At 64.8% G+C, this 26,079-nt stretch carries 26 protein-coding genes; 5 read left to right on the forward strand and 21 right to left on the reverse strand.

Annotated elements, in window-relative coordinates; all coding sequences use genetic code 11:
* The first annotated feature begins 3 nt into the window (after positions 1-3).
* Genes AX767_RS07215 through AX767_RS07225 form a run of 3 tightly spaced genes read left to right on the forward strand, consistent with a single transcriptional unit; the run spans position 4 to position 2,917 of the window.
* Positions 4-552, forward strand: a complete 549-nt coding sequence (locus AX767_RS07215) for a TRAP transporter small permease (protein ID WP_068629960.1) — start codon at positions 4-6, stop codon at positions 550-552.
* Complete coding sequence (locus AX767_RS07220) at positions 549-1,847, forward strand: TRAP transporter large permease (RefSeq protein WP_068629962.1); 1,299 nt, start codon at positions 549-551, stop codon at positions 1,845-1,847. Before AX767_RS07215 ends, AX767_RS07220 begins: the two co-directional genes overlap by 4 nt.
* Positions 1,848-1,870: 23 nt before the next feature.
* Positions 1,871-2,917 (forward strand): DctP family TRAP transporter solute-binding subunit, encoded by a 1,047-nt coding sequence (locus tag AX767_RS07225; RefSeq protein ID WP_068629963.1) that lies wholly within the window; start codon positions 1,871-1,873, stop codon positions 2,915-2,917.
* A 63-nt stretch (positions 2,918-2,980) separates the two neighbouring features.
* Here AX767_RS07225 and AX767_RS07230 read toward each other — a convergent pair whose 3' ends face one another.
* The 7 genes from AX767_RS07230 to AX767_RS07260 form a co-directional block, all read right to left on the reverse strand.
* Positions 2,981-3,718, reverse strand: coding sequence for an amino acid ABC transporter ATP-binding protein (locus AX767_RS07230; RefSeq protein WP_068633444.1), 738 nt, complete (start codon positions 3,716-3,718; stop codon positions 2,981-2,983).
* Positions 3,719-3,743: 25 nt separating this feature from the next.
* A complete protein-coding gene (locus tag AX767_RS07235; RefSeq protein ID WP_210392572.1) occupies positions 3,744-4,412 on the reverse strand; it encodes an amino acid ABC transporter permease in 669 nt (222 codons plus the stop codon).
* 1 nt (position 4,413) lies between these two features.
* Positions 4,414-5,139, reverse strand: coding sequence for an amino acid ABC transporter permease (locus tag AX767_RS07240; RefSeq protein WP_068629965.1), 726 nt, complete (start codon positions 5,137-5,139; stop codon positions 4,414-4,416).
* Positions 5,140-5,227: 88 nt separating this feature from the next.
* Positions 5,228-6,130: a transporter substrate-binding domain-containing protein gene (locus AX767_RS07245; protein WP_068629967.1), complete on the reverse strand. Its 903-nt coding sequence runs from the start codon at positions 6,128-6,130 to the stop codon at positions 5,228-5,230.
* 298 nt (positions 6,131-6,428) lie between these two features.
* On the reverse strand, positions 6,429-7,406 hold the full coding sequence (locus tag AX767_RS07250) for a LysR substrate-binding domain-containing protein (protein WP_068629969.1): 978 nt from the start codon (positions 7,404-7,406) through the stop codon (positions 6,429-6,431).
* 56 nt (positions 7,407-7,462) lie between these two features.
* Complete coding sequence (locus AX767_RS07255; protein ID WP_068629971.1) at positions 7,463-8,401, reverse strand: 2-hydroxyacid dehydrogenase; 939 nt, start codon at positions 8,399-8,401, stop codon at positions 7,463-7,465.
* A gap of 46 nt (positions 8,402-8,447) precedes the next feature.
* Positions 8,448-10,283 carry an ABCB family ABC transporter ATP-binding protein/permease gene (locus tag AX767_RS07260; RefSeq protein ID WP_068629974.1) on the reverse strand — a complete coding sequence of 612 codons (1,836 nt, stop codon included), beginning with the start codon at positions 10,281-10,283 and terminating at the stop codon, positions 8,448-8,450.
* 43 nt (positions 10,284-10,326) lie between these two features.
* Between AX767_RS07260 and AX767_RS07265 the strand changes: the two genes are divergently transcribed.
* On the forward strand, positions 10,327-10,770 hold the full coding sequence (locus AX767_RS07265; protein WP_068629975.1) for an acyl-CoA thioesterase: 444 nt from the start codon (positions 10,327-10,329) through the stop codon (positions 10,768-10,770).
* A 31-nt stretch (positions 10,771-10,801) separates the two neighbouring features.
* Here the strand turns inward: AX767_RS07265 and AX767_RS07270 are convergent, their stop codons facing one another.
* From AX767_RS07270 to AX767_RS07325, 12 genes are all read right to left on the reverse strand, one after another.
* Positions 10,802-11,209, reverse strand: coding sequence for a RidA family protein (locus AX767_RS07270; RefSeq protein WP_068629978.1), 408 nt, complete (start codon positions 11,207-11,209; stop codon positions 10,802-10,804).
* A gap of 1,208 nt (positions 11,210-12,417) precedes the next feature.
* The gene (locus AX767_RS07275) at positions 12,418-13,167 is read right to left on the reverse strand and encodes a hypothetical protein (RefSeq protein ID WP_210392573.1); all 750 of its coding nucleotides are present in this window, start codon (positions 13,165-13,167) and stop codon (positions 12,418-12,420) included.
* A gap of 115 nt (positions 13,168-13,282) precedes the next feature.
* Positions 13,283-14,062: an enoyl-CoA hydratase gene (locus AX767_RS07280; RefSeq protein ID WP_068629980.1), complete on the reverse strand. Its 780-nt coding sequence runs from the start codon at positions 14,060-14,062 to the stop codon at positions 13,283-13,285.
* A gap of 28 nt (positions 14,063-14,090) precedes the next feature.
* The gene (locus AX767_RS07285) at positions 14,091-14,684 is read right to left on the reverse strand and encodes a 2-hydroxychromene-2-carboxylate isomerase (protein ID WP_068629982.1); all 594 of its coding nucleotides are present in this window, start codon (positions 14,682-14,684) and stop codon (positions 14,091-14,093) included.
* 13 nt (positions 14,685-14,697) lie between these two features.
* Positions 14,698-15,447 (reverse strand): SDR family oxidoreductase, encoded by a 750-nt coding sequence (locus tag AX767_RS07290; protein WP_068629984.1) that lies wholly within the window; start codon positions 15,445-15,447, stop codon positions 14,698-14,700.
* Positions 15,444-16,274, reverse strand: coding sequence for an acyl-CoA thioesterase (locus tag AX767_RS07295; protein WP_068629986.1), 831 nt, complete (start codon positions 16,272-16,274; stop codon positions 15,444-15,446). Before AX767_RS07295 ends, AX767_RS07290 begins: the two co-directional genes overlap by 4 nt.
* Before the next feature lie 50 nt (positions 16,275-16,324).
* A complete protein-coding gene (locus tag AX767_RS07300; protein WP_068629988.1) occupies positions 16,325-17,524 on the reverse strand; it encodes an acetyl-CoA C-acyltransferase in 1,200 nt (399 codons plus the stop codon).
* A 10-nt stretch (positions 17,525-17,534) separates the two neighbouring features.
* Positions 17,535-19,934: a 3-hydroxyacyl-CoA dehydrogenase/enoyl-CoA hydratase family protein gene (locus tag AX767_RS07305; RefSeq protein WP_068629990.1), complete on the reverse strand. Its 2,400-nt coding sequence runs from the start codon at positions 19,932-19,934 to the stop codon at positions 17,535-17,537.
* 15 nt (positions 19,935-19,949) lie between these two features.
* A complete protein-coding gene (locus tag AX767_RS07310; protein ID WP_068629992.1) occupies positions 19,950-20,348 on the reverse strand; it encodes a DUF2147 domain-containing protein in 399 nt (132 codons plus the stop codon).
* Complete coding sequence (locus AX767_RS07315) at positions 20,348-22,144, reverse strand: acyl-CoA dehydrogenase C-terminal domain-containing protein (protein WP_068629995.1); 1,797 nt, start codon at positions 22,142-22,144, stop codon at positions 20,348-20,350. The genes AX767_RS07310 and AX767_RS07315 overlap by 1 nt, the downstream gene beginning before the upstream one ends.
* Before the next feature lie 62 nt (positions 22,145-22,206).
* Entirely contained in the window at positions 22,207-22,878 is a 672-nt protein-coding gene (locus AX767_RS07320) for a TetR/AcrR family transcriptional regulator (protein ID WP_068629997.1), read from the reverse strand.
* A gap of 80 nt (positions 22,879-22,958) precedes the next feature.
* Entirely contained in the window at positions 22,959-23,417 is a 459-nt protein-coding gene (locus AX767_RS07325) for a hypothetical protein (RefSeq protein WP_068629998.1), read from the reverse strand.
* A 51-nt stretch (positions 23,418-23,468) separates the two neighbouring features.
* On the opposite strand from AX767_RS07325, the gene AX767_RS07330 reads away from it, so the two are divergent.
* Complete coding sequence (locus tag AX767_RS07330; RefSeq protein ID WP_068629999.1) at positions 23,469-24,617, forward strand: PQQ-dependent sugar dehydrogenase; 1,149 nt, start codon at positions 23,469-23,471, stop codon at positions 24,615-24,617.
* 72 nt (positions 24,618-24,689) lie between these two features.
* Here AX767_RS07330 and AX767_RS07335 read toward each other — a convergent pair whose 3' ends face one another.
* Together AX767_RS07335 and AX767_RS07340 are read right to left on the reverse strand one after the other, a co-directional pair.
* The gene (locus AX767_RS07335) at positions 24,690-25,064 is read right to left on the reverse strand and encodes a hypothetical protein (protein WP_068630000.1); all 375 of its coding nucleotides are present in this window, start codon (positions 25,062-25,064) and stop codon (positions 24,690-24,692) included.
* A gap of 156 nt (positions 25,065-25,220) precedes the next feature.
* Positions 25,221-26,072 (reverse strand): fumarylacetoacetate hydrolase family protein, encoded by an 852-nt coding sequence (locus AX767_RS07340; RefSeq protein ID WP_068630001.1) that lies wholly within the window; start codon positions 26,070-26,072, stop codon positions 25,221-25,223.
* Positions 26,073-26,079 lie beyond the last annotated feature (7 nt).

The raw sequence follows: 26,079 nt of genomic DNA on the forward strand, positions 1-26,079 counted from the left end.
CGCATGTCTTCCCCACCTGAATCCGGCCCCTTGCTGGATGCCACGAGCCCCCTGAGCACCGACCTCCCGGCCACCGACGAGCCCGTCAAGGTGCCGCTGGCCATCGAAGACTGGGGCACCGTCCTCATCATGGGCCTGCTGGCCTGCATCACGTTCGCCAACGTGCTGGTGCGCTATCTCACCGATTCGTCTTTCGCCTGGACGGAGGAGTTTTCGGTCTTTCTGATGATCCTGCTGGCGATGGTCGGCGGCTGCGGCGCGGTCGCCCGCGACCGGCACATCCGGATCGAGTATTTCTCGGGCGAGGGCTCGATCGCGCGGCGTCGCCGGCTTGCACAGCTCGGCGCGGCCTTGGTGGCGCTGCTCTTCTTCCTGATGGCAGCGCTCAGCGTGCGCGTGGTGTGGGACGACTACCGCTTCGAGGAAACCTCGCCGGGCATCGGCGTCCCGCAGTGGTGGTATTCGGTCTGGCTGCCGATCGTGTCGACCGCGATCGCGCTGCGCGCGGTGGGCCTGTTCATCCGCCGGGGCCGCGACAAGGGCGCCGCATGATCGCCACCCTCCTCTTCATTGCCTTCCTCGCGCTGATGCTGCTCGGCGTGCCGATCGGCGCCGCACTCGGGCTCGCGGGCGCCGTGTGCATCGCGCTGGCCAACAGCGACGCGCAATGGTTCGGTCTCCTGGCCGTGCCGCAGAACTTCTACGCCGGCCTCGGCAAATACCCGTTGCTGGCCATCCCGATGTTCGTGCTGGTCGGCTCGATCTTCGACCGCTCCGGCGTCGCATTGCGGCTCGTGAACTTCGCGATCGCGATCGTCGGGCGCGGCCCCGGCATGCTGCCGCTGGTGACCATCGGCGTGGCCATGTTCATGGGCGGCATTTCCGGCTCCGGGCCCGCCACGGCTGCGGCCGTCGGCGGCGTGATGATCCTGGCCATGTCGCGCGCCGGCTATCCGCCGGCTTTCGCGGCCACCGTGGTGGGTGCGGCGGCTGCAACGGACATCCTGATCCCGCCGTCGGTGGCGTTCATCGTGTACTCGGTGCTCGTGCCACAGGCGTCGGTGCCGGCGCTGTTCGCCGCCGGCATGATCCCGGGCATCCTGGCCGGCCTGGCGCTCATCGTTCCAGCCGTGCTGATCTCGCGCCAGCACAACATGGGTCAACTCGAATCGACGATGCCGCGCCCGCCGTTCTGGCGCAGCCTGATGGAAGCGAGTTGGGGTCTTGCCGCACCGGTGCTGATCCTCGGCGGCATGCGGCTGGGCTGGTTCACCCCGACCGAAGCAGCGGTGGTGGCGGTGTTCTACGGCCTCTTCGTCGGCATGGTGGTGCACCGGACGATCAAGGTGCGCGATCTGTTCGTGATCCTGCGCGAATCGGGCGAGCTGTCTGCCGTGATCCTGATCGTGGTGTCGCTCGCCGGCATCTTTGCCTATTCGCTCTCGACGCTCGGCGTGATCGATCCGGTGGCGAACGCCATCGTGAATTCCGGCCTGGGTGAATACGGCGTGCTGGCGCTGCTGATCGTGCTGCTGATCACCGTCGGCATGTTCCTCGACGGCGTCTCGATCTTCCTGATCTTCGTGCCGCTGCTCTGGCCGATCGTCCAGTTCTACAAATGGGACCCGGTGTGGTTCGGCGTGATCCTCACACTGAAGGTGGCGCTCGGCCAGTTCACGCCGCCGCTGGCCGTCAACCTGATGGTGTCGTGCCGCATCGCCAACGTGCGCATGGAAGAAACCGTGCGCTGGGTCGGCTGGCTGCTGTTCTCCATGTTCCTCGTGATGGTCGCGGTGATCATCTGGCCCCAGCTGGCCCTCTGGCTTCCCCACAAACTCGGCTACTGAGCTTTTTTTCCAGGAGACAAACCATGAAATTCCGTCGCACCCTTCTCGCTTCACTGAGCGTGGCCGCCATCGCCACGGCGCTGGGTACCTTTTCGGTCGCCGCCACGGCGCAGATGGCCTACAAGCCCGAATACAAGATGTCGCTGGTGCTCGGCCCGCCGACGCCGTGGGGCCAGGCCGGGAAGATCTGGGCCGACCTCGTGAAGGAACGCACCCAGGGCCGCATCAACATCAAGCTGTACCCCGGCGTGTCGCTGATCCAGGGCGACCAGACGCGCGAGTTCAGCGCGCTGCGCCAGGGCGTGATCGACATGGCCGTGGGATCAACCATCAACTGGTCGCCGCAGGTCAAGCAGCTCAACCTCTTCTCGATGCCCTTCCTGATGCCCGACTACGCGGCCATCGATGCGCTGACACAAGGCGAGGTCGGCAAGGACATGTTCGCCACGCTCGAAAAAGCCGGCGTGGTGCCGCTCGCCTGGGGCGAGAACGGCTACCGTGAACTGACCAACTCGAAGCGTTCGATCCGCACCCCGGCCGACCTGAAGGGCATGAAGCTGCGCGTGGTCGGCTCGCCGATCTTTGCCGACATGTTCAGCGCGATGGGCGCCAACCCGACGCAAATGAGCTGGGCCGATGCGCAGCCGGCGCTCGCCAGCGGCGCGGTCGACGGCCAGGAGAATCCGCTCTTCCTGTTCACCGTGCTGAAGATGCAGAACGTCGGCCAGAAGTTCGTGACGACCTGGGGTTACGTGGCCGACCCGCTGATCTTCGTGGTCAACAAGGAGATCTGGGCCTCGTGGACGCCGGCCGACCAGGCGGTCGTGAAGCAGGCCGCCCTCGACGCCGGCAAGCAGGAAATCGCCATCGCCCGCAAGGGCCTGGTCGAAGCCGGCAAGCCGGTGTTGAAGGAGATCGAAGGCATGGGCGTCACCGTCACGCAACTCACGCCCGCCGAGCGCGAAGAGTTCGTCAAGATCACGCGCCCCGTCTACACCAAGTGGAAATCGACCGTGGGCGCCGACCTGGTGACCAAGGCCGAGAAAGCCGTGGCGGCACGCAAGCAGTAACCGCCCGCGCTTCGCCTGCGAAAAAGCCCCGCACAGCGGGGCTTTTTCATGTGCGCCAGCGGTTCAGTGCTGGAGGATCTTGTTGAGGAAATCCTTGGTGCGCGGCTGGCGGTTCTCCGGATGGTTGAAGAACTCGTCCTTCGAGCAGTCTTCGAGGATCTTGCCGCCGACGTCGATGAAGATCACGCGGCTCGCGACCTTGCGGGCGAAGCCCATCTCGTGCGTGACGACCATCATGGTCATGCCTTCCTTGGCCAGGCTCACCATCACGTCGAGCACTTCGCCGACCATTTCTGGGTCGAGCGCCGAAGTGGGTTCGTCGAATAGCATCACGATCGGGTCCATGCTGAGCGCACGGGCGATCGCCACGCGCTGCTGCTGGCCGCCCGAGAGCTGGCCCGGGAACTTGTCCTTGTGCAGCATCAGGCCCACGCGGTCGAGCATCTTGAGGCCACGCGTCTTGGCCTCTTCGGCACTGCGGCCGAGCACCTTGATCTGCGCGATCGTGAGGTTCTCGGTCACCGACAGGTGCGGGAACAGCTCGAAATGCTGGAACACCATGCCCACGCGCGAGCGCAGCTTGGGCAGATTGGTCTTGGGGTCGTGCAGCGGGATGCCGTTGACGGTGATCTCGCCCTTCTGGAAGGGCTCGAGCGCGTTCACGGTCTTGATGAGCGTGGACTTGCCGGAACCCGACGGGCCGCACACCACCACCACATCGCCCTTGGCGATGTTGACGGAGCATTCGTTCAGCACCTGAACCGGGCCATACCACTTGGAAACGTTCTTGATTTGGATCATGTTTTCGGACATTTTTTCTCTCCGGTCAGCGAATGATGGCGATCTTCTTGTGCAGCCGCTTCACCAGCCAGGAGAGCGAATAGCACAGGACGAAGTAAACGACGGCGGCCAGCAGGTAGGCCTCTTCGGGACGCCCGAAGTTCTTGCCGGCGGAGTCGAAGCCCTTGAACAGGTCGTAGGCGCCGATGGCATAGACCAGCGAGGTGTCCTGAAACAGGATGATGGTCTGCGTGAGCAGCACCGGCAGCATGTTGCGGAACGCCTGCGGCAGGATCACCAGCTTCATGTTCTGGCCGTAGGTCATCCCGACCGCCTGGCCCGCATGCACCTGGCCGCGGGGGATCGACTGAATGCCGGCCCGCATGATCTCGCTGAAATAAGCGGCTTCGAACGCGACGAAGGTGATCACCGCCGAATACTCCGCGCCGATCGGACGGCCGATCATGATGGGCACCAGCAGGAAGAACCACAAGATCACCATCACCAGCGGAATGCTGCGCATGCCGTTGACGTAGATCGCGGCCGGCACGTCGAGCCATTTCTTGCCCGACAGACGCATGAGCGCGAGGATCGTGCCGAAGAAAATGCCGCCCAGCGTGGCGATGATCGTCAGCGTGACGCTGAAGTAGAAGCCCTTGAGCAGCCAGTCGGTGACCAGTGCCCAGTTGAAGAAGGAAAAATCGAGACCCATCATGTCAATGTCCTCCCGTTCCGCCGGCCACGACGAAGCCTGGCACGCGGACGCGCTTTTCGACCCACGCCATGATGCGGTTGATGACCATGGCCGAGATGATGTAGAGCACCGTGACGGCGGCATACATTTCCGTCACGCGCGAGGTTTCTTCGCCCGCCTGCATGGCGAACTGGATCATTTCGGGAATCGAGACCGCGAAGGCGACCGACGAATTCTTGAAGATGTTCATCGACTCGCTGGTGAGCGGCGGAATGATGATGCGATAGGCCATCGGCAGGATCACGTAGCGGTAGTACTGCGGCGTGGTGAAGCCCATCGCCATGCCCGCATAACGCTGGCCCTTGGGCAGCGCCTGGATGCCGGAGCGCAACTGCTCGGCGATGCGCGACGAGGTGAAGAAGCCGAGCGCGAACACCACCAGGATGAACGGCGGCAGCGACGCCATGACGGGGAACATCTTCGGTATCACGTGATACCAGAGGAAAATTTGCACCAGCAACGGCACGTTGCGGAACAGTTCGACCCAGGCATTGCCGAGCCGGACCAGCCACGGGTTGTCGGGGAGCGTGCGGATCACGCCGATCACGGAGCCCAGCACGAGGGCCACGACCAGCGCCGACAGCGAGACGGCCAGCGTCCAGCCCCACGCCGATACCAGCCATTGCCAGTAGGTCGGGATCTTGCCACCCGGGTCTTCAAGAAAGACCTGCCAATCCCAGTTTCCCATCTGAACTCCTCGGTTTTTTTCGGAACGGTTTTTCTTAAAACAAACGCCCGCCGAAAGCGGCGGGCGTTGTGTTCATTCGGTCACGCGATTACTTCTTCGCGTAGTCTTCCATTGGCTTGTCGTTCGGCGATGCCCAGGCAGCCTTGGTGGCTTCCGATGCCGCCAGGTTCAGCTTGGTGTTGGTCGGCGGAATGGCTTGCATGAACCAGGTGTCGTACAGCTTGGCGAGCGAGCCGTCCTTGATCTGGCGTGCGATGCTGGCGTCGACTGCCTTCTTGAAAGCCGGATCTTCCTTCGGCAGCATGCAGGCGATCGGCTCGACCGACAGCGCTTCGCCGACGATCTTGAAGTCGGCCGGGTTCTTCGACTTGGCGATGTTGCCGGCCAGGATCTGGCCGTCCATCACGAACGCATCGGCGCGGCCCGACTCGAGCAGCAGGAAGCTGTCGGCGTGGTCCTTGCCCATGATTTCCTTGAAGTCGACGCCCGTGGCGCGCTCGTTCTTGCGCAGGGTCTGAACCGAGGTCGTGCCGGTGGTGGTCACGACGTTCTTGTTGTTCAGGTCCTTGATCGACGCGATACCCGAATTGGCCTTGACCGCGATGCGCACTTCTTCGACGAAGGTGGTGCTGGCGAACGCCACGTCCTTCTGGCGGGTCGCGTTGTTGGTGGTGGAACCGCACTCGAGATCGACGGTGTGGTTCTGCACCAGCGGCACGCGGTTTTGCGACGTGACGAGTTGTTCCTTGATCTTCAGCGCGGGCAGGCCGAGCTGCTTCTGGATGTCGCCCAGGATGCGGCGTGCCATTTCGGTGTGGAAGCCGACGTACTTGCCGTCGCCGATCGTGTAGGCCAGTGCGCCGGAAGAGTCGCGCACGCCCATGGTCACCTCGCCGGACGACTTGATTTTGGCCAACGTGTCATACGGTTCGGCAGAGGCAACACCGACGGCCAACATGGCGATCGCCAACGCGATAACTTGCTTTTTCATACTCAAAACTCCTGAAAATAACTGAGAGAGAGACAACGAAATTCTAGGCATTCACCGTTGTGGAAATACCCGGGCCAACCCGGTGCACTGTGCACTATTGCCGAACCTGCTGGCGATGTGAAAGCCTCACCCTGGTGCAGACCCGTAACGATTCGTTGATCACTGGATGCTAAGCAGTCTTTGTGCCCGCAGCGCGCGATGATCGCCGGCGACTGTAGTGCGAGCGTTCGCCGGGCACCAATGCCGTATGCGGCCATCGGCATGCGCGACGGTCATAGTTGCTGCACTGCAATATGAATCACCCGCCCTGCTGTTGCGCGACCAGGTAGGCCCAGAGCGCATCGGCCGCCGTTTTCGGCTCGGCCGACGCGGCCTCGCTGGCCTTGGCGCGCGCGGGCTTGCCGGCTGGCGCGGGCGGCGGCAGTTCGCGGTAGACGCGGATTTCCATCGTCACTTCGAGCGAATCGATCTCCGGCGGCAACGCGCTCACCAGCTTGCGCGCCTTCACTTCCTTGCGCACCGCGCTGTGCGGCAAGAACGCGACGCCGTGTCCTTCGAGGGCCATGGCCTTCAAGCCTTCGGCCATGTCGGTTTCGTACACGCGGTCGAGGTGAATAGCGGTCTTGGAGGTCTTGAGCAACTGGTCGACCATCCGCCCGAGATAAGCACCCGGCGCGTAGCCGAGATACGGCAGCGGCTGGCCCGGCCTGCCCGGCAGCCGCCAGCGCGGCGCACCATCGGCATCGGGCCTGACCCACGGCGCCACGACTTCTTCGCCCAGGCTCACCATCTCGTAGCGGTTGGCATCGAGCTGCAGCGGTTGCGAAGGATGCTGGTAGGCGATGAGCAGATCGCAACTGCCTTCGACCAGCCGCAGCACGGCGTCGTGCACGTTGAGCGCAATCAGACGGCTCTTGAGCGGGCCAAACTCCGCACGCAGGCTCGTGACCCAGGCCGGGAAGAACGTGAAGGCGAGCGTGTGCGGCACCGCGAACTCGATCACGTCGTGGGCTGCCGCCGAGTGCCCGCGCAGCATGGCGCGCGTGCTCTGAAGGCCCTGCAGCATTTCGATCGCCTGCGTGTAGAGCGTTTGGCCCGCCGGCGTGAGACGCGTCGGGTAAGAAGTGCGGTCGACCAGATCGGTGCCCGCCCAACCTTCGAGCGCCTGGATGCGGCGCGAGAAGGCGGGCTGGGTCACATGCCGGAGTTGGGCGGAGCGACTGAAGCTGCGGGTTTCAGCGAGGCTGACAAAATCTTCGAGCCACTTGGTTTCCATGGGTCGGCATTATGTTCGTTGAACATGAGCCGACCGATACGAAATGGCAGCCGCGCTCAGATCGGCGTGACGACGCCGCGGCCTGCGAAGTGGCCTTCTGCGTTGTCTAGAAAGCGTGCGAACGAAGCGGCCGTGGCCTCCGGCGACCAGCCCGCAAGATGCGGCGTGATGACGAGGTTGTCGATGTCGATGAGCTGCTCGGGCCGCTTGGGCTCGCTCTCGTACACGTCGAGCCCCGCCCCGGCGATGCCGCCGCTGCGCAGCGCGGCGGCCAGCGCGTCGGTGTCGACCACGCTGCCACGCCCGATGTTCACGAGAAAGCCCTGCGGGCCGAGCGCGTCGAGCACTTCGGCATTGACGATGTGCTTCGTCGCCGCGCCGCCCGGTGCAGCGCAGACCAGGATGTCGCACCACTCGGCGAGTGCCTTCACGCTGTCGAAATAGCGATGCGGCACACCGTCCTTCGCGCTGCGGTTGTGATAGCCGACCGCCATGTCGAAGCCCGAGGCGCGCTTGGCGATCTTCTGGCCGATGGTGCCGAGACCGAGGATGCCAAGCCGCTTGCCCGACACGTTGGGCGGCTGCGGAATCTCGAGCCGCCACACACCTTCGCGGCACAGGCGGTCGAGCGTGCGGAAGCCGCGCACCGATGCGATCACCAGGCCGAATGCGTGGTCGGCCACGCAATCGTCGTTGGTGCCCTGTCCGTTCGCCAGCGCGATGCCGCGCGCGCGTGCGGCTTCGAGGTCGACCATTTCGTAGCCGGCGCCCATGCAGCAGACGAGCTCCAGCGCGGGCATCGCGTCCATTTCAGCGGCGGTGAGGCCGAGCACGCCGATGGTCAGCACGGCGCGGAACGTGGCGCCGTGCGCCGTGATGGCCGCCTCGCGTTGGGCGGCGGTCGGTGCATAGGTGAGCGTGTAGCGCTCGGCCAGCACGTCCAGGTGTTCACGCGAGAGCGTGTTGAGCACCAGCAGGGAAATCTTCTCGGGCATGCGTCGTCGATCCTCGAATGAGCCCGGGTCGGGCCCGGGAATTTTGCTAGAGGACGACCGGCGCCGCCTCGACCTTCTGCAATGTCCACATCTGCGCGTAACGACCATGCGCGGCGAGCAGTTCGGCGTGCGTGCCGCGCTCGACGATCACACCGGCTTCCAGCACCAGGATCTCGTGCGCATCGACCACGGTCGACAGCCGGTGCGCGATGACCAGCGTGGTCTTGTTCTGCGCAGCACTCTTCAGCTCGCCCTGGATCGCGCGCTCGTTGGCCGAATCGAGCGCCGAAGTGGCCTCGTCGAAGATCACGATCGGCGGGTTCTTGAGCAGGGTGCGCGCGATGGCGACGCGTTGCTTTTCGCCGCCCGAGAGCTTCAGTCCGCGCTCGCCGACCGGCGTCTCGTAGCCTTTGGGCGTGGCCGCGATGAAATCGTGGATGCGCGCGGCTTTCGCGGCCGCTTCGACCTCTTCGCGCGTGGCGTCGGGCCGGCCGTAGGCGATGTTGTATTGCACCGTGTCGTTGAAGAGCACCGTGTCCTGCGGCACGATGCCGATGGCCTGGCGCACGCTGGCCTGCGTCACTTCGCGGATGTCCTCGCCGCCGATCGTGATCCTGCCCTGTTGCACGTCGTAGAACCGGTAGAGCAGGCGCGCCAGCGTCGACTTGCCCGAGCCCGACGGCCCGACCACCGCGACCGTCTTGCCGGCCGGGATCTCGAAACTCACATGCTTGAGGATCGGCCGTGCGGGCTCGTAGGCGAAGCTCACGTCCTCGAAGCGGATCGTGGCGTCGGTGCCGGCGAGCGGCCGCGCCTCCGGTGCGTCGCGCACTTCGCGGTCCTTCTCCATCAGCACGAACATCTTGTCGAGGTCGGTGAGGCTCTGCTTGATCTCGCGGTAAATCACCCCCAGGAAATTGAGCGGAATGTAGAGCTGGATCATGAAGGCGTTGACCATCACCAGGTCGCCGAGCGTCATGCGCCCTTCGACCACACCGGCCGTCGCGCGCCACAGCATCAGCACCAGGCTCACCGCGATCAGCATCTGCTGCCCGGTGTTGAGCAGGCTCAGCGTGCGCTGGCTCTTGATGGCGGCCTTGCGGTAGCGATCGAGGCTCGCGTCGTAGCGCTTCGCCTCGAACTCCTCGTTGTTGAAATACTTGACCGTTTCGTAGTTCAGCAGCGAATCGACCGCGCGGCTCTGTGCCACCGAATCGAGTTCGTTCATGGTCTTGCGGAACTGCGTGCGCCACTCGGTCACCGTCACGGTGAAGCCGATGTAGATGACCAGCGCGACGCCGGTGATCCACACGAAGAGCGAATCGAACTTGACGCCCAGGATGGTCAGCACCAGCGTGAGCTCGATGATCGTCGGCACGATGCTGTAGAGCGACATCGAGATCAGCGAATGCACGCCGCGTGTGCCGCGCTCGATGTCGCGCGTCATGCCGCCGGTCTGGCGTTCGAGGTGAAAGCGCAGGCTCAGCGCATGCAGGTGCCGGAACACTTCGAGCGAAATGCTGCGCGCCGCACCTTCCGTCGCCTTGGCGAAGACCAGCTCACGCAGTTCGCCGAAGAGCGCCGTCGAAAAGCGCAACAGGCCATAGGCGAGCAGCAGCGAGATCGGCACGATGAGCAGCGCCTGCGCCACGTCGGGCTTGGGCGTCATCGTGTCGACGAGGTTCTTCAGGAGCACCGGCACGCCGACGTTGGCGACCTTGGCGCCGACCATGAAGACCAGCGCCGCCATCACGCGCCACTTGTATTCCCAGAGGTACGGAAAAAGGCGGCGCAGCGTGGCCCAGTCGGAGCGGTCGCTGCGCTCGGGGGTGCCGGAGGGGGTGACGGAGGGAGAGGGGAGCGTTTCGCCGCTGCGGCGCATGGGTGGACAATCGTGGTTGTAGTTATTGACTCAGATTGTGCCCATGTCCGATTCTTCCAGTGCGCCTTCAAGCAGCACGGCCGCCCTCGCCGCCGCCACCCTCAAGAGTTTGCCCGCCGACATGGAGCTGGTGCTCAAGGTGATCCCGATGCCGGCCGACTGCAACGCCAACGGCGACATCTTCGGTGGCTGGGTCATGGCGCAGTGCGATCTGGCCGGCTCGGTGATTCCGGCGCGCTACGCCAAGGGCCGGCAGGCGACGGTCGCGGTCAACGAATTCATCTTCAAGCAGCCGGTGCGGCTCGGCGACATCCTGTCGTTCTATTCGAAGCTGGTGAAGATCGGGCGCACCTCGGTCACGGTGACGGTCGAGGTGTTCGCCGAACGCTTTCGCGCGCAGGGCGAGTACATCAAGGTGACACAGGCGACGTTCACCTATGTCGCCATCGACGAGCAGGGCCGGCCGCGCGAGATCGTGCGCGACTGAGCGTTGATCGCGCCCGATGGCGGCAGCCGATTTAACCGGCCGAGCCGACTTCGGGCAGTTTGGCGATCACCTTGATCTCGAACTTGAAACCGTAGAGCCAGGTCACGCCGACACCGGTCAGCGTCGGGTGCGGCGCGTCGCCCCAGTAGTCGGGCACCACCTGCCAGATCGTCTCGAAATTTTGCTCGGGATCGACCACGAAAACGGTGACGTCCACCACGTCGCCGAAGGTGCACCCCGCCGCCGAGAGGATCGCGTTGAGGTTGTCGAACGCCAGCCGCACCTGCGCCCGCAGATCGGGCTCAGGCGAGCCGTCGGGCCGGCTGCCGACCTGCCCCGACACGAAGAGAAAACCGTTCGAGCGAACCGCCGGCGAATACCGGTTGCGCTCGTAGAGGGCCTGGCGCCCAGGCGGAAAAACGACATCGCGTTGGGTCATCGATTGCTTTCTTGATTGGAGGATCGATGCACTTTAGGGCGCGGCGTGATGTCGATGAACGGACAAGGCGAACAAGCAGTGTTTCCAAAATCCACACAATGCCCGTCCGTCAATCGCAAAACTGGCCATCGGCGGCCCGAGCACGGCCATGCCGTTGCTCTTGACACTTCCTTGGACACGCGCATCTCGCGAGGCCTGCGGCGATCGAACGGACCGGGAAACAGCACGAGATAGCCGCACACAGAAGGTGCTGCGCCATCCCGACTACGGCCGGACGAATACGGTGCGCATCGCAATAGAACATGACGCCGAGCTAGCACCTGGGCGGCGGCGAGCAAAAATACGCGGAGCACGTGCCGGCGCGCGTTGGGAGGCCGTGGAAGTTGCAGGGCGTGGGCACTTTTGCGCGGGGTTTTGCTGCGACTGCTTTGGGCCCGAAGCAGAAGTCCGCTTCGCTCGAAAGCTGCCGTTCGCGGACGCTGCAGTACTCAGCGCGGTAGTCGTCAACTTCTATCCTGCTATGCATCTGCAGGAAAACTGCCAGCGCCCAACCTTCCGACCGGAACGAGCCAAGCCGAAACAGCCCCGCACAGTAGGCCTACGCACGACGAGAGATTTGCCACTTCGTCTATGCGTGCCACACGGCTTGGACCGGCTTGAAGCGCCAAGTGGAAGTATGCCCAAACACCCGCATACCCAGCGAAGACGCCGATGACAGCACCGGCGAGAATGCGAATTTTCAACTGAGGGAACAGAACGACCAAGCCAAGCGCCGCAACGCAGTACAGGAAGCCAGCGATTAATGCCGGACCGCCGCCAATAGCAAACGCTCCAATGACTGCGAAAGGGTGAAAGGCGAAAGCAAGGTCACCAGGAAATTTGGATAGGGCCACCAAAAAAAGACCCCCCACCGGTCCCAGGATGGCAAAAATCGCAATCGACTGAGCAGCATGAACTATCTTAGGTTCGCCGGAGAAGATGGGTCCCCTTGGTGAAGCGCGTCTCAATCTGGACGAGCCCGGTTTCCAAGTGCTGTTAGAGCCGAAGTCGGCGAAACACGTTGGGCACGACTTGGCCCCCGATGAAACCTCTGCGTCGCAGTTGGGGCAATAGTGTGTGTTAGTCAATTCGTGCCTTTAAACGCCCTTTCATCGGGCGTCTCGATGGCTGCTTTTGGCCGACAGCGGAAATCTCAAGCAACCGCGCCGTCACCAAAACTTCTCCGGTGTCTTGCCCAACGCCTCTGCGCAACCCGCCACGGCCTTCGCTCGCTCATCTCTCAGCAATTGCCAGTGATCGGCCTGCCAGCTTGTCCAAGCAACCGGCGCGGACTCGTAGAAACAGGTAGCCGGCGGGCGCATGAAACCGGGGCGGCCCAGTTCGGCGCCGAACTTCAGGCGGTAGAGTTCGTCGGTGCCCGCCAGATTTTCATAGACCAGATGCCACGCGCCCGGATGCAAGGGCGCGTCGGCTTCTTTCTGGACGTGTCCGGCTTCTTCGATCTCTTCCGGCGTGGATCCATCTTGTCGCGCTGTTGCGAGCGCTTCAGCTGCGCGGCGCCGGTAGATGGTGGTGGCGATTGGGCTCAACGCATCGGCCAGATCGGTCATCGCAGGATTGATCGCCACCGGATCGCCTTGCAACGCGTCGAGCGGCGTGCCCGCCAACTGGTCCTTGGAAAAGCCTTGGCCGCCGAAAGAAACGTTGCCGGTCAACAGCGACAGGCCCACGCTCAACGCGACCTGTCCGGCGACATTGCCTGCCGTGTTTTCCCGGCGCACCACGCGCAAGGTTTCGTAGCCGGGCTTGTAGCTTCCACGCTCGAAGCGCACACGCGTGACAGCTTCGCCCGGCGGAACGAGCGGTGGCTCGTCGGCGGCCCACACGATGGATGAACCCAGGACGACGCCGGCCACCATGCCGGCGCGCGCCATTCCCCTGATCGCTTTTTGCTTCATGCGGCCTCCCTGCCATTTTTATTGCCGCCCGCATTGTGATGCGGTTCGCCCTCACCTCATGGCTGAAAGCCCGACTTCTTCGTCACGGGCGATCCTTGCTTCTTGCGCCGCCGTGTCAGTGCGTCGTGAAGTCCGGCTTGCGCTTTTCCATGAAGGCGGTGAAGGCTTCCTTGGCGGCCGGCGAGCGCATCGCGTTGCCGAAGCTCACGCTCTCGACGCCGATGCGCTCCAGCACGGCCGGCTGGTGCGACAGCTTCATCAGGCGTTTGGTTTCGATCAGCGCCGACAGCGGTTTCGCGGCGAGCTTGCGCGCCTGCGTCTGCGCGATGCCGTTGCATTCCATCGGCGGCACCACGCGGTTGACCAGGCCGACTTCGAGCGCGGCTTCTGCCATGAAGGGCTCACCGAGCAGCAAGGCTTCGGCGGCGCGGTGGTAGCCGAACATGGCTGGCGCCAGCATGCTGGACGCCGCTTCGGGCACCAGCCCGAGGTTGACGAAGGGCATCGAGAACGCCGCGTTGTCGCCGGCATAGACCAGGTCGCAATGGAACAGCAGCGTGGTGCCGATGCCGACGGCCGGGCCGCACACACTCGCGACGACTGGCTTCGGAAATGCCGCGATCACGCGCAGGAAACGGATGGCGGGCGATTCGCTTTCGCTCGGCGCCGCGGGTGCCGCGGCGGCGGCCATGAAGTCGCCGATGTCGTTGCCGGCGCTGAAGATGGTCGGATCGCCCTGGATCAGCACGGTGCGCACGGCGGCATCGCCCGCGGCCTGTTCGAGCGCTTCGGTGAGCGCGTCGTACATCGCCCCGGTGATCGAGTTCTTGCGCGCGACACGGTTGAAGGTCAGGGTCATCACACCGGCTTCGGTGTGGACGAGGATGTCGCTCATGGCATTCCTTGGAAAAAAATTTGAGAAGTCAGGCCGCGAGGGCCTCGCGCACGAAATCGAGACGGTCCTGGCCCCAGAACATCTCGTCGCCGACGAACATGGTCGGCGCGCCGAACACACCGCGTTCGACGGCTTCGGTGGTCGTCGCCTTGAGCTGGTCCTTGGTGGCCTGCGCATTGGCCAGCGCGACGAGGGCAGAAGCATCGAAACCCGCAGCCTGCAGCACGCTGCCGACGGTGGCCGCATCGTTCATGTTTTTCGCATCGACCCACATGGCGTCGAACACCGCCTTGGCGTAGTCGGCGAAGCGCTCGGGCATCTGCATCTGCACGCCGGTGGCGCCGCGCATCAGCAACAGCGTGTTGACCGGAAAGTTCGGGTTGTGTTCGAAGGGCACCGCATAGCGCCTGGCGAAACGCTTGAGATCCGTGTTCATGTACGGCCCCTTCGGCTTGATCTCGGCCGGGGAGTGGTTGCCCGTGGCCTGAAACACGCCGCCGAGCAGCATCGGCTTCCAGACCAGCGTGGCGCCGGTGTCGGCGGCGATGTGCGGCAGCTGCGTCGCGGCCAGGTAGGCGGCGGGGCTGCCGAAGTCGAAATAGAACTCGATGGTTTGGCTCATGCGTGTGTCTCCGTCAGAATTTTTCGGACCAGGGGCGGATGTCGAGCTCGTGGGTCCAGGCATCGCGCGGCTGGGTGTGCAGCATCCAGTAAGTGTCGGCGATGTGGTCGGGGTTCAGGATGCCGTCTTCGGCTTTCATCGCGTAACGCTCCGGGAAATTGCTGCGGATGAATTCGGTGTCGATCGCGCCGTCGACCACGACGTGCGCGACGTGAATGCCCTGCGGCCCGAGCTCGCGGGCCATCGCCTGTGCGAGCGCGCGCAGCGCCATCTTGGCGCCGGAAAACGCACCGAAATTCGCGGCACCGCGCAGCGATGCGGTCGCGCCGGTGAAGATGATCGTGCCCTTGTGCGTGCCCTTCCGTGCTTCGCGCGCCACCATGCGCTTGGCCACTTCGCGGCCATTGAGAAAGCCCGAAAAGCAGGCCATCTCCCACACCTTGAAGTACTTGCGCGCCGTCTCGTTGAGGATGCTCTCGGGCACGTTCGCGCCGATGTTGAACACCATCACCTCGATCGGCCCGATGGTCGTTTCGATCTCCTCGACCAGCGCGACGACTTCTTCTTCCTTGCGTGCGTCGCAGGCGAAAGCGCAGGCCGTGCCGCCGTCGGCCTCGATCTGTGCGACCAGCGGCTGCAGCTTGTCGAGGCTGCGGCGCGTGACGCAGGCGATATAGCCTTCGCGGGCGAAACGGCGTGCGATGGCACCACCGGTGGCATCACCGGCACCGACAATGAGGGCGGTCTTTTGCATGGCGCTCATTCCTTGAAGTAGACGATCTGGTTCGAAGTCGCGAGCAGCGCGCCAGCTTCGCTCCAGAGCTGCGCGCTCTGGTCGAAGAAGCCGTTGTGGAACTGTTGCCCGACCGCGCGTCCGAGGAGATAACCAGTGCCGACCGATTCGAGTTCCGCCACGCCGGCATGAAAGTACGTCGTGATCGACACCGTGCCCGCGGGCACATGCTTGGCGCGACGCAACCAGATGCGCGGATAGAACATGTCGCTCAGGCAGGCGAGCGACGCGAAGTCGAGTGCGCGCGGCACCGCGTCGCGCAACCACACGATCGACTCGCTCCGGTCGCCGCTGCCGTCCCATGTGCCCGGAATCACGCCGCTGACCGGCCGCATCTCGTACTGGCCCATCCAGGCGACCCCGGCCGGTCCGCTGCTGAAGCGCGCGACCTCGCCCGGCCTGGGCACCGACGGCATCGGCAAGTCGTTGGTGCCCCAGGTCTCGCGGCGCGCCGCCGTGACGACGGTCGCGGTGGTGTTCACCTGCGGCGCGCCGCCGTCGTCGGGCTGCGTGATCTGGATCGTCCAGTGTTGCGTCGACCGGTTGGTGCGCACCGGGATGGCCAGCACCTCGAACGGGCCCGCCACGAGGGCGGCCGCGTAGTTGACGGTGAGCGCGATCGGCAGGCCCAGCAGGTCCGGATGGTCGAGCACCGACTGCAGCACGACCGCGGCCGTGGTGCCGCCGAAGGGCCCGACCATGTTCCAGTAATGCGGACTGGTCGCGCCGGTGAACTGGCCGGCACGGATGTCGCTCTGCGCGAGCGCGATCGCCTGGTCGAAGGGATGCTCTGTCACTCTGGTCTCCTTGTTGTTCGATGCGTGGCGTCGAGTGACCGAGGGCGGACTCAAACCCGTTCGAAAATGCCCGCTGCGCCCTGCCCCATGCCGACGCACATGGTCACCATGCCGTACTTGAGATTCTTGCGCCGCAGGGCATGAACCACTGTCGCGGAACGGATAGCGCCGGTCGCGCCGAGCGGATGGCCGAGCGCGATCGCGCCGCCCATCGGATTCACCTTCGACGGGTCAAGGCCGAGCGTGTGGATGACGGCCAGCGACTGCGCGGCGAACGCCTCGTTCAGTTCGAACCAGTCGATGTCCTCGTGCTTCAGGCCGGCATAGCGCAACGCGGCCGGAATCGCCTCGATCGGCCCGATGCCCATGATGTGCGGCGGCACGCCCTTGCTGGCAAAACTGACGAAGCGCGCGAGCGGCGTCAGGTCGTATTGCTTGCAGGCTTTCTCGCTCGCGAGGATCAACGCACCCGCGCCGTCCGAGGTCTGCGAGCTGTTGCCCGCGGTGACGGTGCCGCGCGCCGCGAACACGGTGCGCAGCCGGGCGAGACCTTCGAGGCTGGTGTCGGGCCGTGCGCCTTCGTCGAGGCTCACGACGCGCGTCTTCGCGATCGATTCGCCGGTCTCGAGGTTCGGCGTGCGATCGGTCACTTCGATCGGTGTGATCTCGTCGGCGAACTCGCCGGCCTGTTGCGCGGCCAGCGCCTTCTGGTGCGACGCGAGCGCGAACGCGTCCTGCGCTTCGCGGCTCACCTTCCATTGCTGCGCGACCTTCTCGGCCGTGAGGCCCATGCCGTAGGCGATGCCCACATCCCCTTCGCGCTCGAAGATGGAGGGCGACAGCGACGGCGCGTTGCCCATCATCGGCACCATGCTCATGCTCTCGACACCGGCGGCGATCATCACGTCCGCCTCGCCCACGCGGATGCGGTCGGCCGCCATCTGCACCGCCGACAGGCCCGAGGCGCAAAAGCGGTTGACCGTGATGCCGCCGATGCTGTTGGGCAACCCCGCGAGCACCGCGCCGATGCGCGCGACGTTGAGGCCCTGCTGCGATTCGGGAATCGCGCAGCCGCAGATGATGTCTTCGATGGCCTTCGGATCGAGGTTTGGTACTGCCGCTAGTGCAGCGCGCAGCGTGGTCGCGAGCAGATCGTCCGGCCGGTAGTTGCGAAAGAACCCGCGATGCGACTTGCCGATCGGCGTGCGCGTGGCGGAGACGATGTAGGCGTCCTGGACTTGTTTGCTCATGATGTTTCCTTCAGTTCCGCACGGGCTGGCCGGTTGACAGCATCCCCATGATTCGCTCCTGCGTCATCGGGTTCACGATGAGCGAGCAGAACGCCTTGCGCTCCAGCGCCATGAGGTATTCCTCGGTGACCATCGCGCCGGCATCGATGTCGCCGCCCGTCACCACGTCGGCGATGAGGCCGGCAATGTGGAAGTCGTGCGCGCTGATGAAGCCGCCGTCGCGCATGTTGACCAGCTGCCCCTTGATGGTCGCCGCACCGCTGCGGCCAGCCACGCGGAAGCTGCGGCGAAGCGGGGGGCGATAGCCGGCGTCGGCCATGGCCTTCGCCTGCTGCAACGCGACGTACAACACCTCGTCCTTGTTGGCGACGATGACGTCGCCATCGAGCAGGTAACCGAGCTTCTTCGAATCGAGCGCGCCGGTGCCGACCTTCGCCATCGCGGCGGCGGTGAAGCCTTCGGTGAGGAAGGGCAGCAGGTCGCTGCCGGTCGAGGCGGCGGCGTTTTCGGCGGCACGGCGCGCGATGTAGGTCAAGCCCCCTGCGCCAGGCACCAGACCGACGCCGACTTCGACGAGGCCGATGTAGCTTTCCATCGCCGCGACGCGCCGGGCCGAATACACGGCCATTTCGCAACCACCACCGAGCGCCAGGCCCTTGACGGCGGAGACCACCGGCACGCTCGCGTAGCGCAACTTGAGCATGACGTTCTGCAACTCTTCTTCGGCGCCTTCCACCGCGCCGATGCCCGCGACCACGAAGGCCGGCAGCATCGCCTGAAGGTCGGCACCGACCGAGAACTTGTCGTCGGGCGACCAGATGACGAGGCCCTTGAAGTCGGCCTCGGCCAGCTCGACCGCGGCGCCCAGCGCCTCCGCCACGTCGGGGCTGATCGCGTTCATCTTCGAATGAAGGCTGGCGATGAGCGTTTCGCCGTCGAGCGTCCAGACGCGCACGTCGCCTTCGTCGCTGATCGTCGTGCCGGCCTGCGTCGCGTCGAGCGCGTCGGCACCGCGCACGCTTTCGGGAAACAACTGGCGCTCGTGCACGGGCAACTTGCGTTGCGGCACGAAGAGGCCTTGCGATGCGCTCCACGAACCGTCGGGCGTGTGCACGCCGCCAGCCTGGGCCACGGCGCCGTCGAACACCCACTTCGGCAACGGCACGGTGCTCAATGCCTTGCCCGCGTCGATGTCTTCCTGGATCCAGGTCGCGACCTGTGTCCAGCCGGCTTCTTGCCAGAGCTCGAACGGGCCCTGCGTCATGCCGAAGCCCCAGCGCATCGCGAAGTCGACGTCGCGCGCGCTCTCGGCGATGGTCGCCAGATGCACCGCGGCGTAATGGAAGCTGTCGCGCAGGATGGCCCAGAGGAACTGGCCCTGTGCGCCTTCGCTCTCGCGCAGCAGCTTCAGGCGCTGCCCCGCGGGCTTCTTGAGCATGCGGCCATAGACCTCGTCGGCCTTCTCGCCCGAGGGCACGTAGTCGCCCTTGTCGAGGTCGAAGCGCAGGATGTCGCGCCCCACCTTCTTGAAGAAGCCGGCCTTGGTCTTCTGGCCGAGGTGGCCGAGTTCGAGCAACTTGGCAAGCACCGGCGGCGTGTTGAAGTTGGCGTAGAACGGATCGCTCTCTGCGTCCAGGTTGTCCTGCAGCGTCTTGACGACATGCGCCAGGGTGTCGAGCCCCACCACGTCGGCGGTGCGGAAGGTGCCCGAGCTGGCGCGGCCCAGTTTCCTGCCCGTGAGGTCGTCGACGATGTCCGGCGTCAAGCCAAACTTCTCGACTTCCTTGAGCGTGGCCAGCATGCCGGCGATGCCGACGCGGTTGGCGATGAAGTTGGGCGTGTCGTGCGCGCGCACCACGCCCTTGCCGAGCGTGCTGGTGACGAAGGCTTCGAGCTGGTCGAGCACGACCGGCTGCGTGGTCGGCGTGTTGATCAGCTCGACCAGCTTCATGTAGCGCGGCGGGTTGAAGAAATGAATGCCGCAGAAGCGCGGCTTGATGGCTTCGGGCAGTGCTTCGCTGAGCTTCGTGATCGACAGGCCCGAGGTGTTCGACGCCAGGATCGCGTGCTTCGCCACATGCGGCGCGATCTTCCGGTAGAGATCGAGCTTCCAGTCCATGCGCTCGGCGATCGCCTCGATCACGAGGTCGCATTCACCGAGTCGGGCCAGGTCGTCTTCGTAGTTGGCGACTTCGATCAGCGCCGCATCGGCCACGTCACCGAGCGGCGCGGGTTTCTGCTTCTTGAGGTTGTCGATGGCGCGCAGCACGATGCCGTTCTTCGGCCCGTCCTTGGCGGCCAGGTCGAACAGCACCACCGGTACGCGCACGTTGACGAGGTGCGCCGCGATCTGCGCGCCCATCACGCCTGCGCCGAGCACGGCGACTTTCTTCACATTGAATCGGGACATGGGTTCTTCCACTGTTTATTGGGCGCGATTCCACACCTGCGTGCGCCAGAACGGCCCGAGGTAGCCGCGCACTTCCAGCTTCTTGCCGTCGGCGATCGGCGTGAAGCTGGCGCGGTATTCCTTGCCGTTCTCGGGGTCGAGGATCTTGTTGCCGCGAATGATCTCGAGGCCGAGGATCGGCTTCCCCTTGCGGTCGTCGGTGCACTCGTCGCACACAGCGTCGGCCTTGGTGTCTTTCTTGAGCGTCTTCTCGATACGGCCGGCGAATGCGTTGCCGACTTCCTCGATGCGGATTTCGGCCTTCACCTCCCCGGTCTTGTCGTCGACGCTGCGCCAGAGGCCCACGGGCGACATCTGCGCCATTGCCGCGGTCGTGCTCGCCAACAGCAGCGCGGTTGCGAGTGCGGCCTTCATCACGCCAGCGCCTCGTTGGTGTCCATCAGCACCTTGCTGCCTGCGCGCGCGGTGCGCATCAGCGTCGCGGTCTCGGGGAACAGCTTGGCGAAGTAGAAGCGGGCGGTTTGCAGCTTGGCGAGGTAGAACGGATCGGTGTTGCCGGCGGCGATTTCGCGCAGCGCGACCTGCGCCATGCGTGCGAACAAATAGCCGAACACGAAGTGGCCTGCAACGCGCAGATAGTCCACCGCAGCCGCGCCGACTTCGTCTGGATTCTGGAAGCCCTTGAAGCCGATCTCGGTCGTGAACTTGGTGAGCTGGTCGCCCAGCACCGCGATCGGCGTGATGAACTCGCTCATCTTCTCGTTCACGCCTTCTTCGGCCACCAGCGCGCCGACGAGCTTGCCGAACTTCTTGAGCGACGCGCCGTTGTTGCCCAGCACCTTGCGGCCCAGCAGGTCCAGCGACTGGATCGTGTTGGTGCCTTCGTAGATCATGTTGATGCGGTTGTCGCGCGTGAACTGCTCCATGCCCCATTCCCTGATGAAGCCATGGCCGCCGAACACCTGCATGCAGGCGTGGGTCGCGATGTGGCCGTTGTCGGTGATGAAGGCCTTGACGATCGGCGTGAGCAGTGCGACCAGTTCGCCCGAGTCCTTGCGCACCTTCTCGTCGGGGTGGTTGTGTTCCTTGTCGAGCAGCAACGTGCACCAGATCTGCAGTGCGCGGCCGCCTTCGGCATAGGCCTTGGCCGTGAGCAGCATCTTGCGCACGTCGGGGTGCACGATGATCGGATCGGCGTCCTTGTCCTTGGCCTTCGGGCCGGTGAGCGAACGCATCTGGATGCGGTCCTTCGCGTAGATCAACGCGTTCTGGTAGGCCACTTCGGTCAGGCCGAGCGACTGGTTGCCGACGCCCAGGCGCGCCGCGTTCATCATCACGAACATCGCGGCCAAACCCTTGTGCGGCTGGCCGACCAGCGAGCCGACGGCGCCGTCGAGCACGATCTGGGCGGTCGCGTTGCCGTGGATGCCCATCTTGTGTTCCAGGCCGCCGCAGTAGATCGGGTTGCGTTCGCCGAGCGAACCGTCGGCCTTCACGATGTACTTGGGCACCGCGAACAGGCTGATCCCCTTGCTGCCCTTCGGCGCATCGGGCAGGCGCGCCAACACCAGGTGAATGATGTTGGTGGTCATGTCGTGCTCGCCGGCGGAGATGAAGATCTTGTTGCCGGTGAGCTTGTAGTTGCCGTCTGTGGTGGGCTCGGCCTTGGTGCGCAGCATGCCCAGGTCGGTGCCGCAGTGCGGCTCGGTCAGGCACATCGTGCCGGTCCACTCGCCGCTCGTGAGCTTCGGCAGGTAGGTCTTCTTCTGCTCGTCGGTGCCGTGCGCGACCAGCGCTTCGTAGGCGCCGTGCGAGAGGCCCGGGTACATCGTCCACGCCTGGTTGGCGCTGTTGAGCATCTCGTAGAGGCACTGGTTCACCACGAACGGCAGGCCCTGGCCGCCGAAGGCCGGGTCGCACGACAGCGCCGGCCAGCCGCCTTCGACGAACTGTGCGTACGCGTCCTTGAAACCCTTCGGCGTGGTCACTTCGTGCGTCGACTTGTCGAGCACGCAGCCTTCTTCGTCGCCGCTGATGTTGAGCGGGAAGGTCACGTTGGCCGCGAACTTGCCGGCCTCTTCGATCACCGCGTTGATGGTGTCCGCGTCGGTGTCGGCGTGTTTGGGCAGCGCCTTGAGTTCGTCGGCCACGTGAAGGACTTCGTGCAGGACGAATTGCATGTCGCGCAACGGCGGGGTGTAGGAAGGCATTCCAGAAGCTCCTGAAGGATGTCGAAAGAAGAAAAAGAAGGGGGAAGGGAAGCGAAGGCGGCTCAGCGCACCGGCGCGAGGCGCCGCACCGAAGCACCCGGCGCGCCGGCGATGGCCGAGCGCTCGAGGATGTTGTCGAAGCCGCGATTGGCCCGTTCGAGCGATGCAGGCACCCGGAGAAAGCGCGCTTCGTAGTGCAGCGCGAGGATCAGTGCGTGGATCTCGAACGAGATCTGCTTGGCGTCGGCGTCGGCGTGCAAATGGCCTTCGGTCTGGGCCTGCTGCACCGCGCGGTGCATGGCGGCCAGCCAGATGTTGACTGAGTCGGCGAGCGCGTCGCGCACCGGCCCGGGCCGGTCGTCGAACTCGACCGCGCCGCTGATGTAGATGCAGCCGGAATCGATTTCGGCCGAGGTGCGCTTCATCCAGTTGGCGAACATGGCGCGCAGCCGTGGCAATCCACGCGCGGCCTTCAGGGCCGGATAGAAGACTTCCTGCTCGAAGCGCAGGTGGTATTCACGCACCACGGAAATCTGCAGTTCTTCCCGCGAGCCGAAATGCGCGAACACGCCCGACTTGCTCATCTGCGTGACTTCGGCGATGGCGCCGATCGACAAACCTTCGAGTCCGATCTGCGCCGCCAGATTCAGCGCCGCATCGATGATCACGGCCTTGGTCTGCTGCCCTTTGGGGGCCGCGCGGGTGTTTTTGGCGGGAACGGGGTTGGCGGACATGGCGTGCAAAATAAAACGAACGGTCGTTCTATTTTGCAGGCGATTCCGGAAGTCGTCAAAAAAACCTGCGGGCCGGCAGGTTACTTTCGGGTCCAGCGCGCGAACAGCGCGCCGCCCAGTGCGCTGCCCGCAGCCATCGTCAACAGACCGCCGAGACCTCGCGTGGCGTCGATGAGCACCGGCATCGGCGCGACGGCATCGGTGACGCGAACCGCCAACACCAACGCGGCGCCGGCCGCCAGCGCGAAGAGCACGACGCGCAGCCTCGGCGCCTTGTACGCCAGCCAGGCTGCGACGAGAAAGGCCGGTATCCAGCCAGCCAGCAGGATGCCGGCGTAGACCGGGCCGAATCCCGCCAGATCCTGCGCCGAGGTGAGAAGCCTCAGTCGGAGCGGCATCTCCACGCCGAGCGCGACCAGTGCGTTCAGGTTGAACTGCGTTTGCACGAGCGAGCCCCAGGCGATCGCGATCAGCGCGCTGGCGGCGAACGCCAGCGCGACCGCACGCCATGAACGGGTTTTCGGGTGCAGCAGGGTCATTCGCGAAGGCCTCTTCGATACTAGGGAGCGCAACACTGTGGAACATACCAAATGCAGGCCCATTCGCCGCGACGGCGCTCACTGATCTTCGCGGGACTCGCCTGTGCGCTGTGTGCGCTCGCGCTGCCGGCCTCGGCACAGGCCGATGCATCGGTGGCTTACCGCATCGACACCATCGCCCAGGGGCTGGCACACCCGTGGTCGCTGGCGACGCTGCCCGACGGCAGCCTGCTGGTCACCGAACGTGCCGGCCGTCTCCGCGTGATCGAGCGCGACGCGGGCGGGCGAATGCAGTTGCGCACGACGCCGGTGACCGGGGTGCCACCGGTGTATGCCAGCGGGCAATCGGGGTTGTTCGATGTGTTGATCGACCCTGGTTTTGCTGACAACCGGCTCGTCTATCTGTCGTTCGCACACGGCGACTCTGCGGCCAACCACCTGCGCGTGGTGCGCGCCCGCTTCGAGCGTGGCGCGCTGCAGGACGTGCGAGTGATCTTCAGCTCGCGCCCGGCCAAGACGCACGACCAGCATTTCGGCGCGCGCATGGCATTGCTCGACGATGGCACGCTGGTGATCGGCATCGGCGATGGCAACCTGGAGCGCATCGATGCGCAAAAGCTGAACACCCATCTGGGCAAGACCGTGCGCATCGGTCGCGATGGGAGCGTGCCGGCCGACAACCCGTTCGTCGGTCGGGCCGGCGCCCTGCCCGAGATCTACAGCCTCGGCCACCGCAACCCGCAGGGCATGGTCAGCCTGCCGGGGCAGCGGGTGCTGTACGCACACGAACACGGTTCGAAGGGCGGCGATGAACTCAACCGCGTCGTGCCGGGCGCCAACTACGGGTGGCCGATCACAACCGGCGGCGTCGACTACACCGGCGCGCGCATCACGCCCTGGCGCACTTATCCGGGCATCACGCCACCGCTGGTCGAATGGACCCCGTCCATTGCGCCGGCCGGCATGGCGCACTACGACGGCGCCCTGTTTCCGGCTTGGCGAGGCAGTCTTTTCGTCGCAGCCTTGAAAGAGAAAAGCGTGCGCCGCGTGCCCATGAAAGAAGGTGTGCCCGGATCGCAGGAAATCCTGTTCACCGAGTTGAACGAGCGCATGCGCGATGTGCGCAGCGGGCCGGACGGCGCGCTCTACCTGCTGACCGACGCGCCGAACGGGCGCGTGCTGCGCGTACGCCCGCGCTGATCCGCGTCGCCCACGAAAAAGCCGCCCGAAGGCGGCGTTTCGTTCGACACCGGACAGCCGGCGCGAACTGATTTACATCGAGACACTCGACGTTGCGTTAGCGCGGGCTTCGGCACGCACCGCCGCACGATCGACGTTGCTGCTGCGGACTTGCGTCACCCCCTGGCCGTACCCGGTGGCGTACGGGTTCGCGCTGTGGGCAGCGGCAACCGCCTGCGAGCGAACGATCGAACGATCGGTCGACGATGCCACCGTGGTGACGCCTTGGCCGTAAGCAGTGGCGAAGGTGTTGACGCCGTGGGCGGCGACGACGCCCTGGGCGTGCACTTCGGCGCGGCTCTGGACCGAATTGACGGTCAACACGCCGTGATAGGTTTCAGCTTGGGCAGCACCCATGGCAGCGAGGGCGAGGGTGGCGGCGGTGAGGATCTTGGTTGCGTTGTTCATTTGGAGGACCTTTGAGTTTTGGGTTGTTCGACGCGGTCCGTTGGTCAGACCGTGAGACGAAGTTTGCGCCCAAAACTAAGTAGAAACCCGCACTCAATGGAACCACGGTGTTCGCGAAACGGAAACAATGGAGCGAATCCGTCCGACAAACCGCACTCAGGCCTTGAAGCCGACCACCTCCTGTCGCTGCGCTCCGAGGCCCTCGATGCCCAGGGTCATGACGTCGCCCTTCTTCAGAAACACCGCCGACGGCTTCATGCCCATGCCGACGCCCGGTGGCGTGCCCGTGGTGATGATGTCGCCGGGCATCAGCGTGTTGAGCTGGCTGCAATAGCTCACCAGCTTGGCCACGTTGAAGATCATCGTCTTCGTGTTGCCGGTCTGCACCCGCTGGCCGTTCAGGTCGAGCCACATCGCGAGCTTCTGCGGATTCGGCACTTCGTCTCGGGTCACGAGCCACGGGCCGATCGGGCCGAAGGTGTCGAAGCCCTTGCCCTTGTCCCAGGTGAGGCCGTGCTCGAGCTGCCACGCGCGCTCGCTCACGTCGTTGATGACGACGTAGCCAGCCACAAAGCTCAGCGCGTCTTTTTGTGAGACGTAGCGTGCGCGGGTGCCGATCACGATGCCAAGTTCGACTTCCCAGTCGCTCTTGACCGAGTTCTTGGGCAGCATGACCGGATCGTTCGGACCCTGGATGCAGCTCACCGCTTTGGTGAACACCACGGGCTCTTTCGGGATCGGCATGTTCGACTCGGCCGCGTGATCTGCGTAGTTCAGGCCGATGGCGATGAACTTGCTGGTCTGGCTCACCGGGCAGCCGTAGCGCGGCTTGCCCTTGACGAGCGGCAGCTTGTCCGTCTTGAGCTTGGCGAGCTTCGCCAGCGCGGCGTCGCCGAGTTGCTCGGGTCCGATGTCCTTGACCACCGCGCTCAGGTCGCGCAGTTGGCCGTCGGCGTCGATGAGGCCCGGCTTTTCTTTGCCGGGGTTGCCGTAACGCACTAGTTTCATGGTTTGC

It is taken from the genome of Variovorax sp. PAMC 28711, assembly GCF_001577265.1.
Taxonomy (GTDB): Bacteria; Pseudomonadota; Gammaproteobacteria; order Burkholderiales; family Burkholderiaceae_C; genus Variovorax.

What these genes read in the sequence shown, in the direction of transcription:
- AX767_RS07215 (WP_068629960.1), top strand. Translation starts at nt 4, where the DNA reads ATGTCTTCCCCACCTGAATCCGGCCCCTTGCTGGATGCCACGAGCCCC.
- AX767_RS07220 (WP_068629962.1), top strand. Translation starts at nt 549, where the DNA reads ATGATCGCCACCCTCCTCTTCATTGCCTTCCTCGCGCTGATGCTGCTC.
- AX767_RS07225 (WP_068629963.1), top strand. Translation starts at nt 1,871, where the DNA reads ATGAAATTCCGTCGCACCCTTCTCGCTTCACTGAGCGTGGCCGCCATC.
- AX767_RS07230 (WP_068633444.1), bottom strand. Translation starts at nt 3,718, where the DNA reads ATGATCCAAATCAAGAACGTTTCCAAGTGGTATGGCCCGGTTCAGGTG.
- AX767_RS07235 (WP_210392572.1), bottom strand. Translation starts at nt 4,412, where the DNA reads ATGATGGGTCTCGATTTTTCCTTCTTCAACTGGGCACTGGTCACCGAC.
- AX767_RS07240 (WP_068629965.1), bottom strand. Translation starts at nt 5,139, where the DNA reads ATGGGAAACTGGGATTGGCAGGTCTTTCTTGAAGACCCGGGTGGCAAG.
- AX767_RS07245 (WP_068629967.1), bottom strand. Translation starts at nt 6,130, where the DNA reads ATGAAAAAGCAAGTTATCGCGTTGGCGATCGCCATGTTGGCCGTCGGT.
- AX767_RS07250 (WP_068629969.1), bottom strand. Translation starts at nt 7,406, where the DNA reads ATGGAAACCAAGTGGCTCGAAGATTTTGTCAGCCTCGCTGAAACCCGC.
- AX767_RS07255 (WP_068629971.1), bottom strand. Translation starts at nt 8,401, where the DNA reads ATGCCCGAGAAGATTTCCCTGCTGGTGCTCAACACGCTCTCGCGTGAA.
- AX767_RS07260 (WP_068629974.1), bottom strand. Translation starts at nt 10,283, where the DNA reads ATGCGCCGCAGCGGCGAAACGCTCCCCTCTCCCTCCGTCACCCCCTCC.
- AX767_RS07265 (WP_068629975.1), top strand. Translation starts at nt 10,327, where the DNA reads ATGTCCGATTCTTCCAGTGCGCCTTCAAGCAGCACGGCCGCCCTCGCC.
- AX767_RS07270 (WP_068629978.1), bottom strand. Translation starts at nt 11,209, where the DNA reads ATGACCCAACGCGATGTCGTTTTTCCGCCTGGGCGCCAGGCCCTCTAC.
- AX767_RS07275 (WP_210392573.1), bottom strand. Translation starts at nt 13,167, where the DNA reads ATGAAGCAAAAAGCGATCAGGGGAATGGCGCGCGCCGGCATGGTGGCC.
- AX767_RS07280 (WP_068629980.1), bottom strand. Translation starts at nt 14,062, where the DNA reads ATGAGCGACATCCTCGTCCACACCGAAGCCGGTGTGATGACCCTGACC.
- AX767_RS07285 (WP_068629982.1), bottom strand. Translation starts at nt 14,684, where the DNA reads ATGAGCCAAACCATCGAGTTCTATTTCGACTTCGGCAGCCCCGCCGCC.
- AX767_RS07290 (WP_068629984.1), bottom strand. Translation starts at nt 15,447, where the DNA reads ATGAGCGCCATGCAAAAGACCGCCCTCATTGTCGGTGCCGGTGATGCC.
- AX767_RS07300 (WP_068629988.1), bottom strand. Translation starts at nt 17,524, where the DNA reads ATGAGCAAACAAGTCCAGGACGCCTACATCGTCTCCGCCACGCGCACG.
- AX767_RS07305 (WP_068629990.1), bottom strand. Translation starts at nt 19,934, where the DNA reads ATGTCCCGATTCAATGTGAAGAAAGTCGCCGTGCTCGGCGCAGGCGTG.
- AX767_RS07310 (WP_068629992.1), bottom strand. Translation starts at nt 20,348, where the DNA reads ATGAAGGCCGCACTCGCAACCGCGCTGCTGTTGGCGAGCACGACCGCG.
- AX767_RS07315 (WP_068629995.1), bottom strand. Translation starts at nt 22,144, where the DNA reads ATGCCTTCCTACACCCCGCCGTTGCGCGACATGCAATTCGTCCTGCAC.
- AX767_RS07320 (WP_068629997.1), bottom strand. Translation starts at nt 22,878, where the DNA reads ATGTCCGCCAACCCCGTTCCCGCCAAAAACACCCGCGCGGCCCCCAAA.
- AX767_RS07325 (WP_068629998.1), bottom strand. Translation starts at nt 23,417, where the DNA reads ATGACCCTGCTGCACCCGAAAACCCGTTCATGGCGTGCGGTCGCGCTG.
- AX767_RS07330 (WP_068629999.1), top strand. Translation starts at nt 23,469, where the DNA reads ATGCAGGCCCATTCGCCGCGACGGCGCTCACTGATCTTCGCGGGACTC.
- AX767_RS07335 (WP_068630000.1), bottom strand. Translation starts at nt 25,064, where the DNA reads ATGAACAACGCAACCAAGATCCTCACCGCCGCCACCCTCGCCCTCGCT.
- AX767_RS07340 (WP_068630001.1), bottom strand. Translation starts at nt 26,072, where the DNA reads ATGAAACTAGTGCGTTACGGCAACCCCGGCAAAGAAAAGCCGGGCCTC.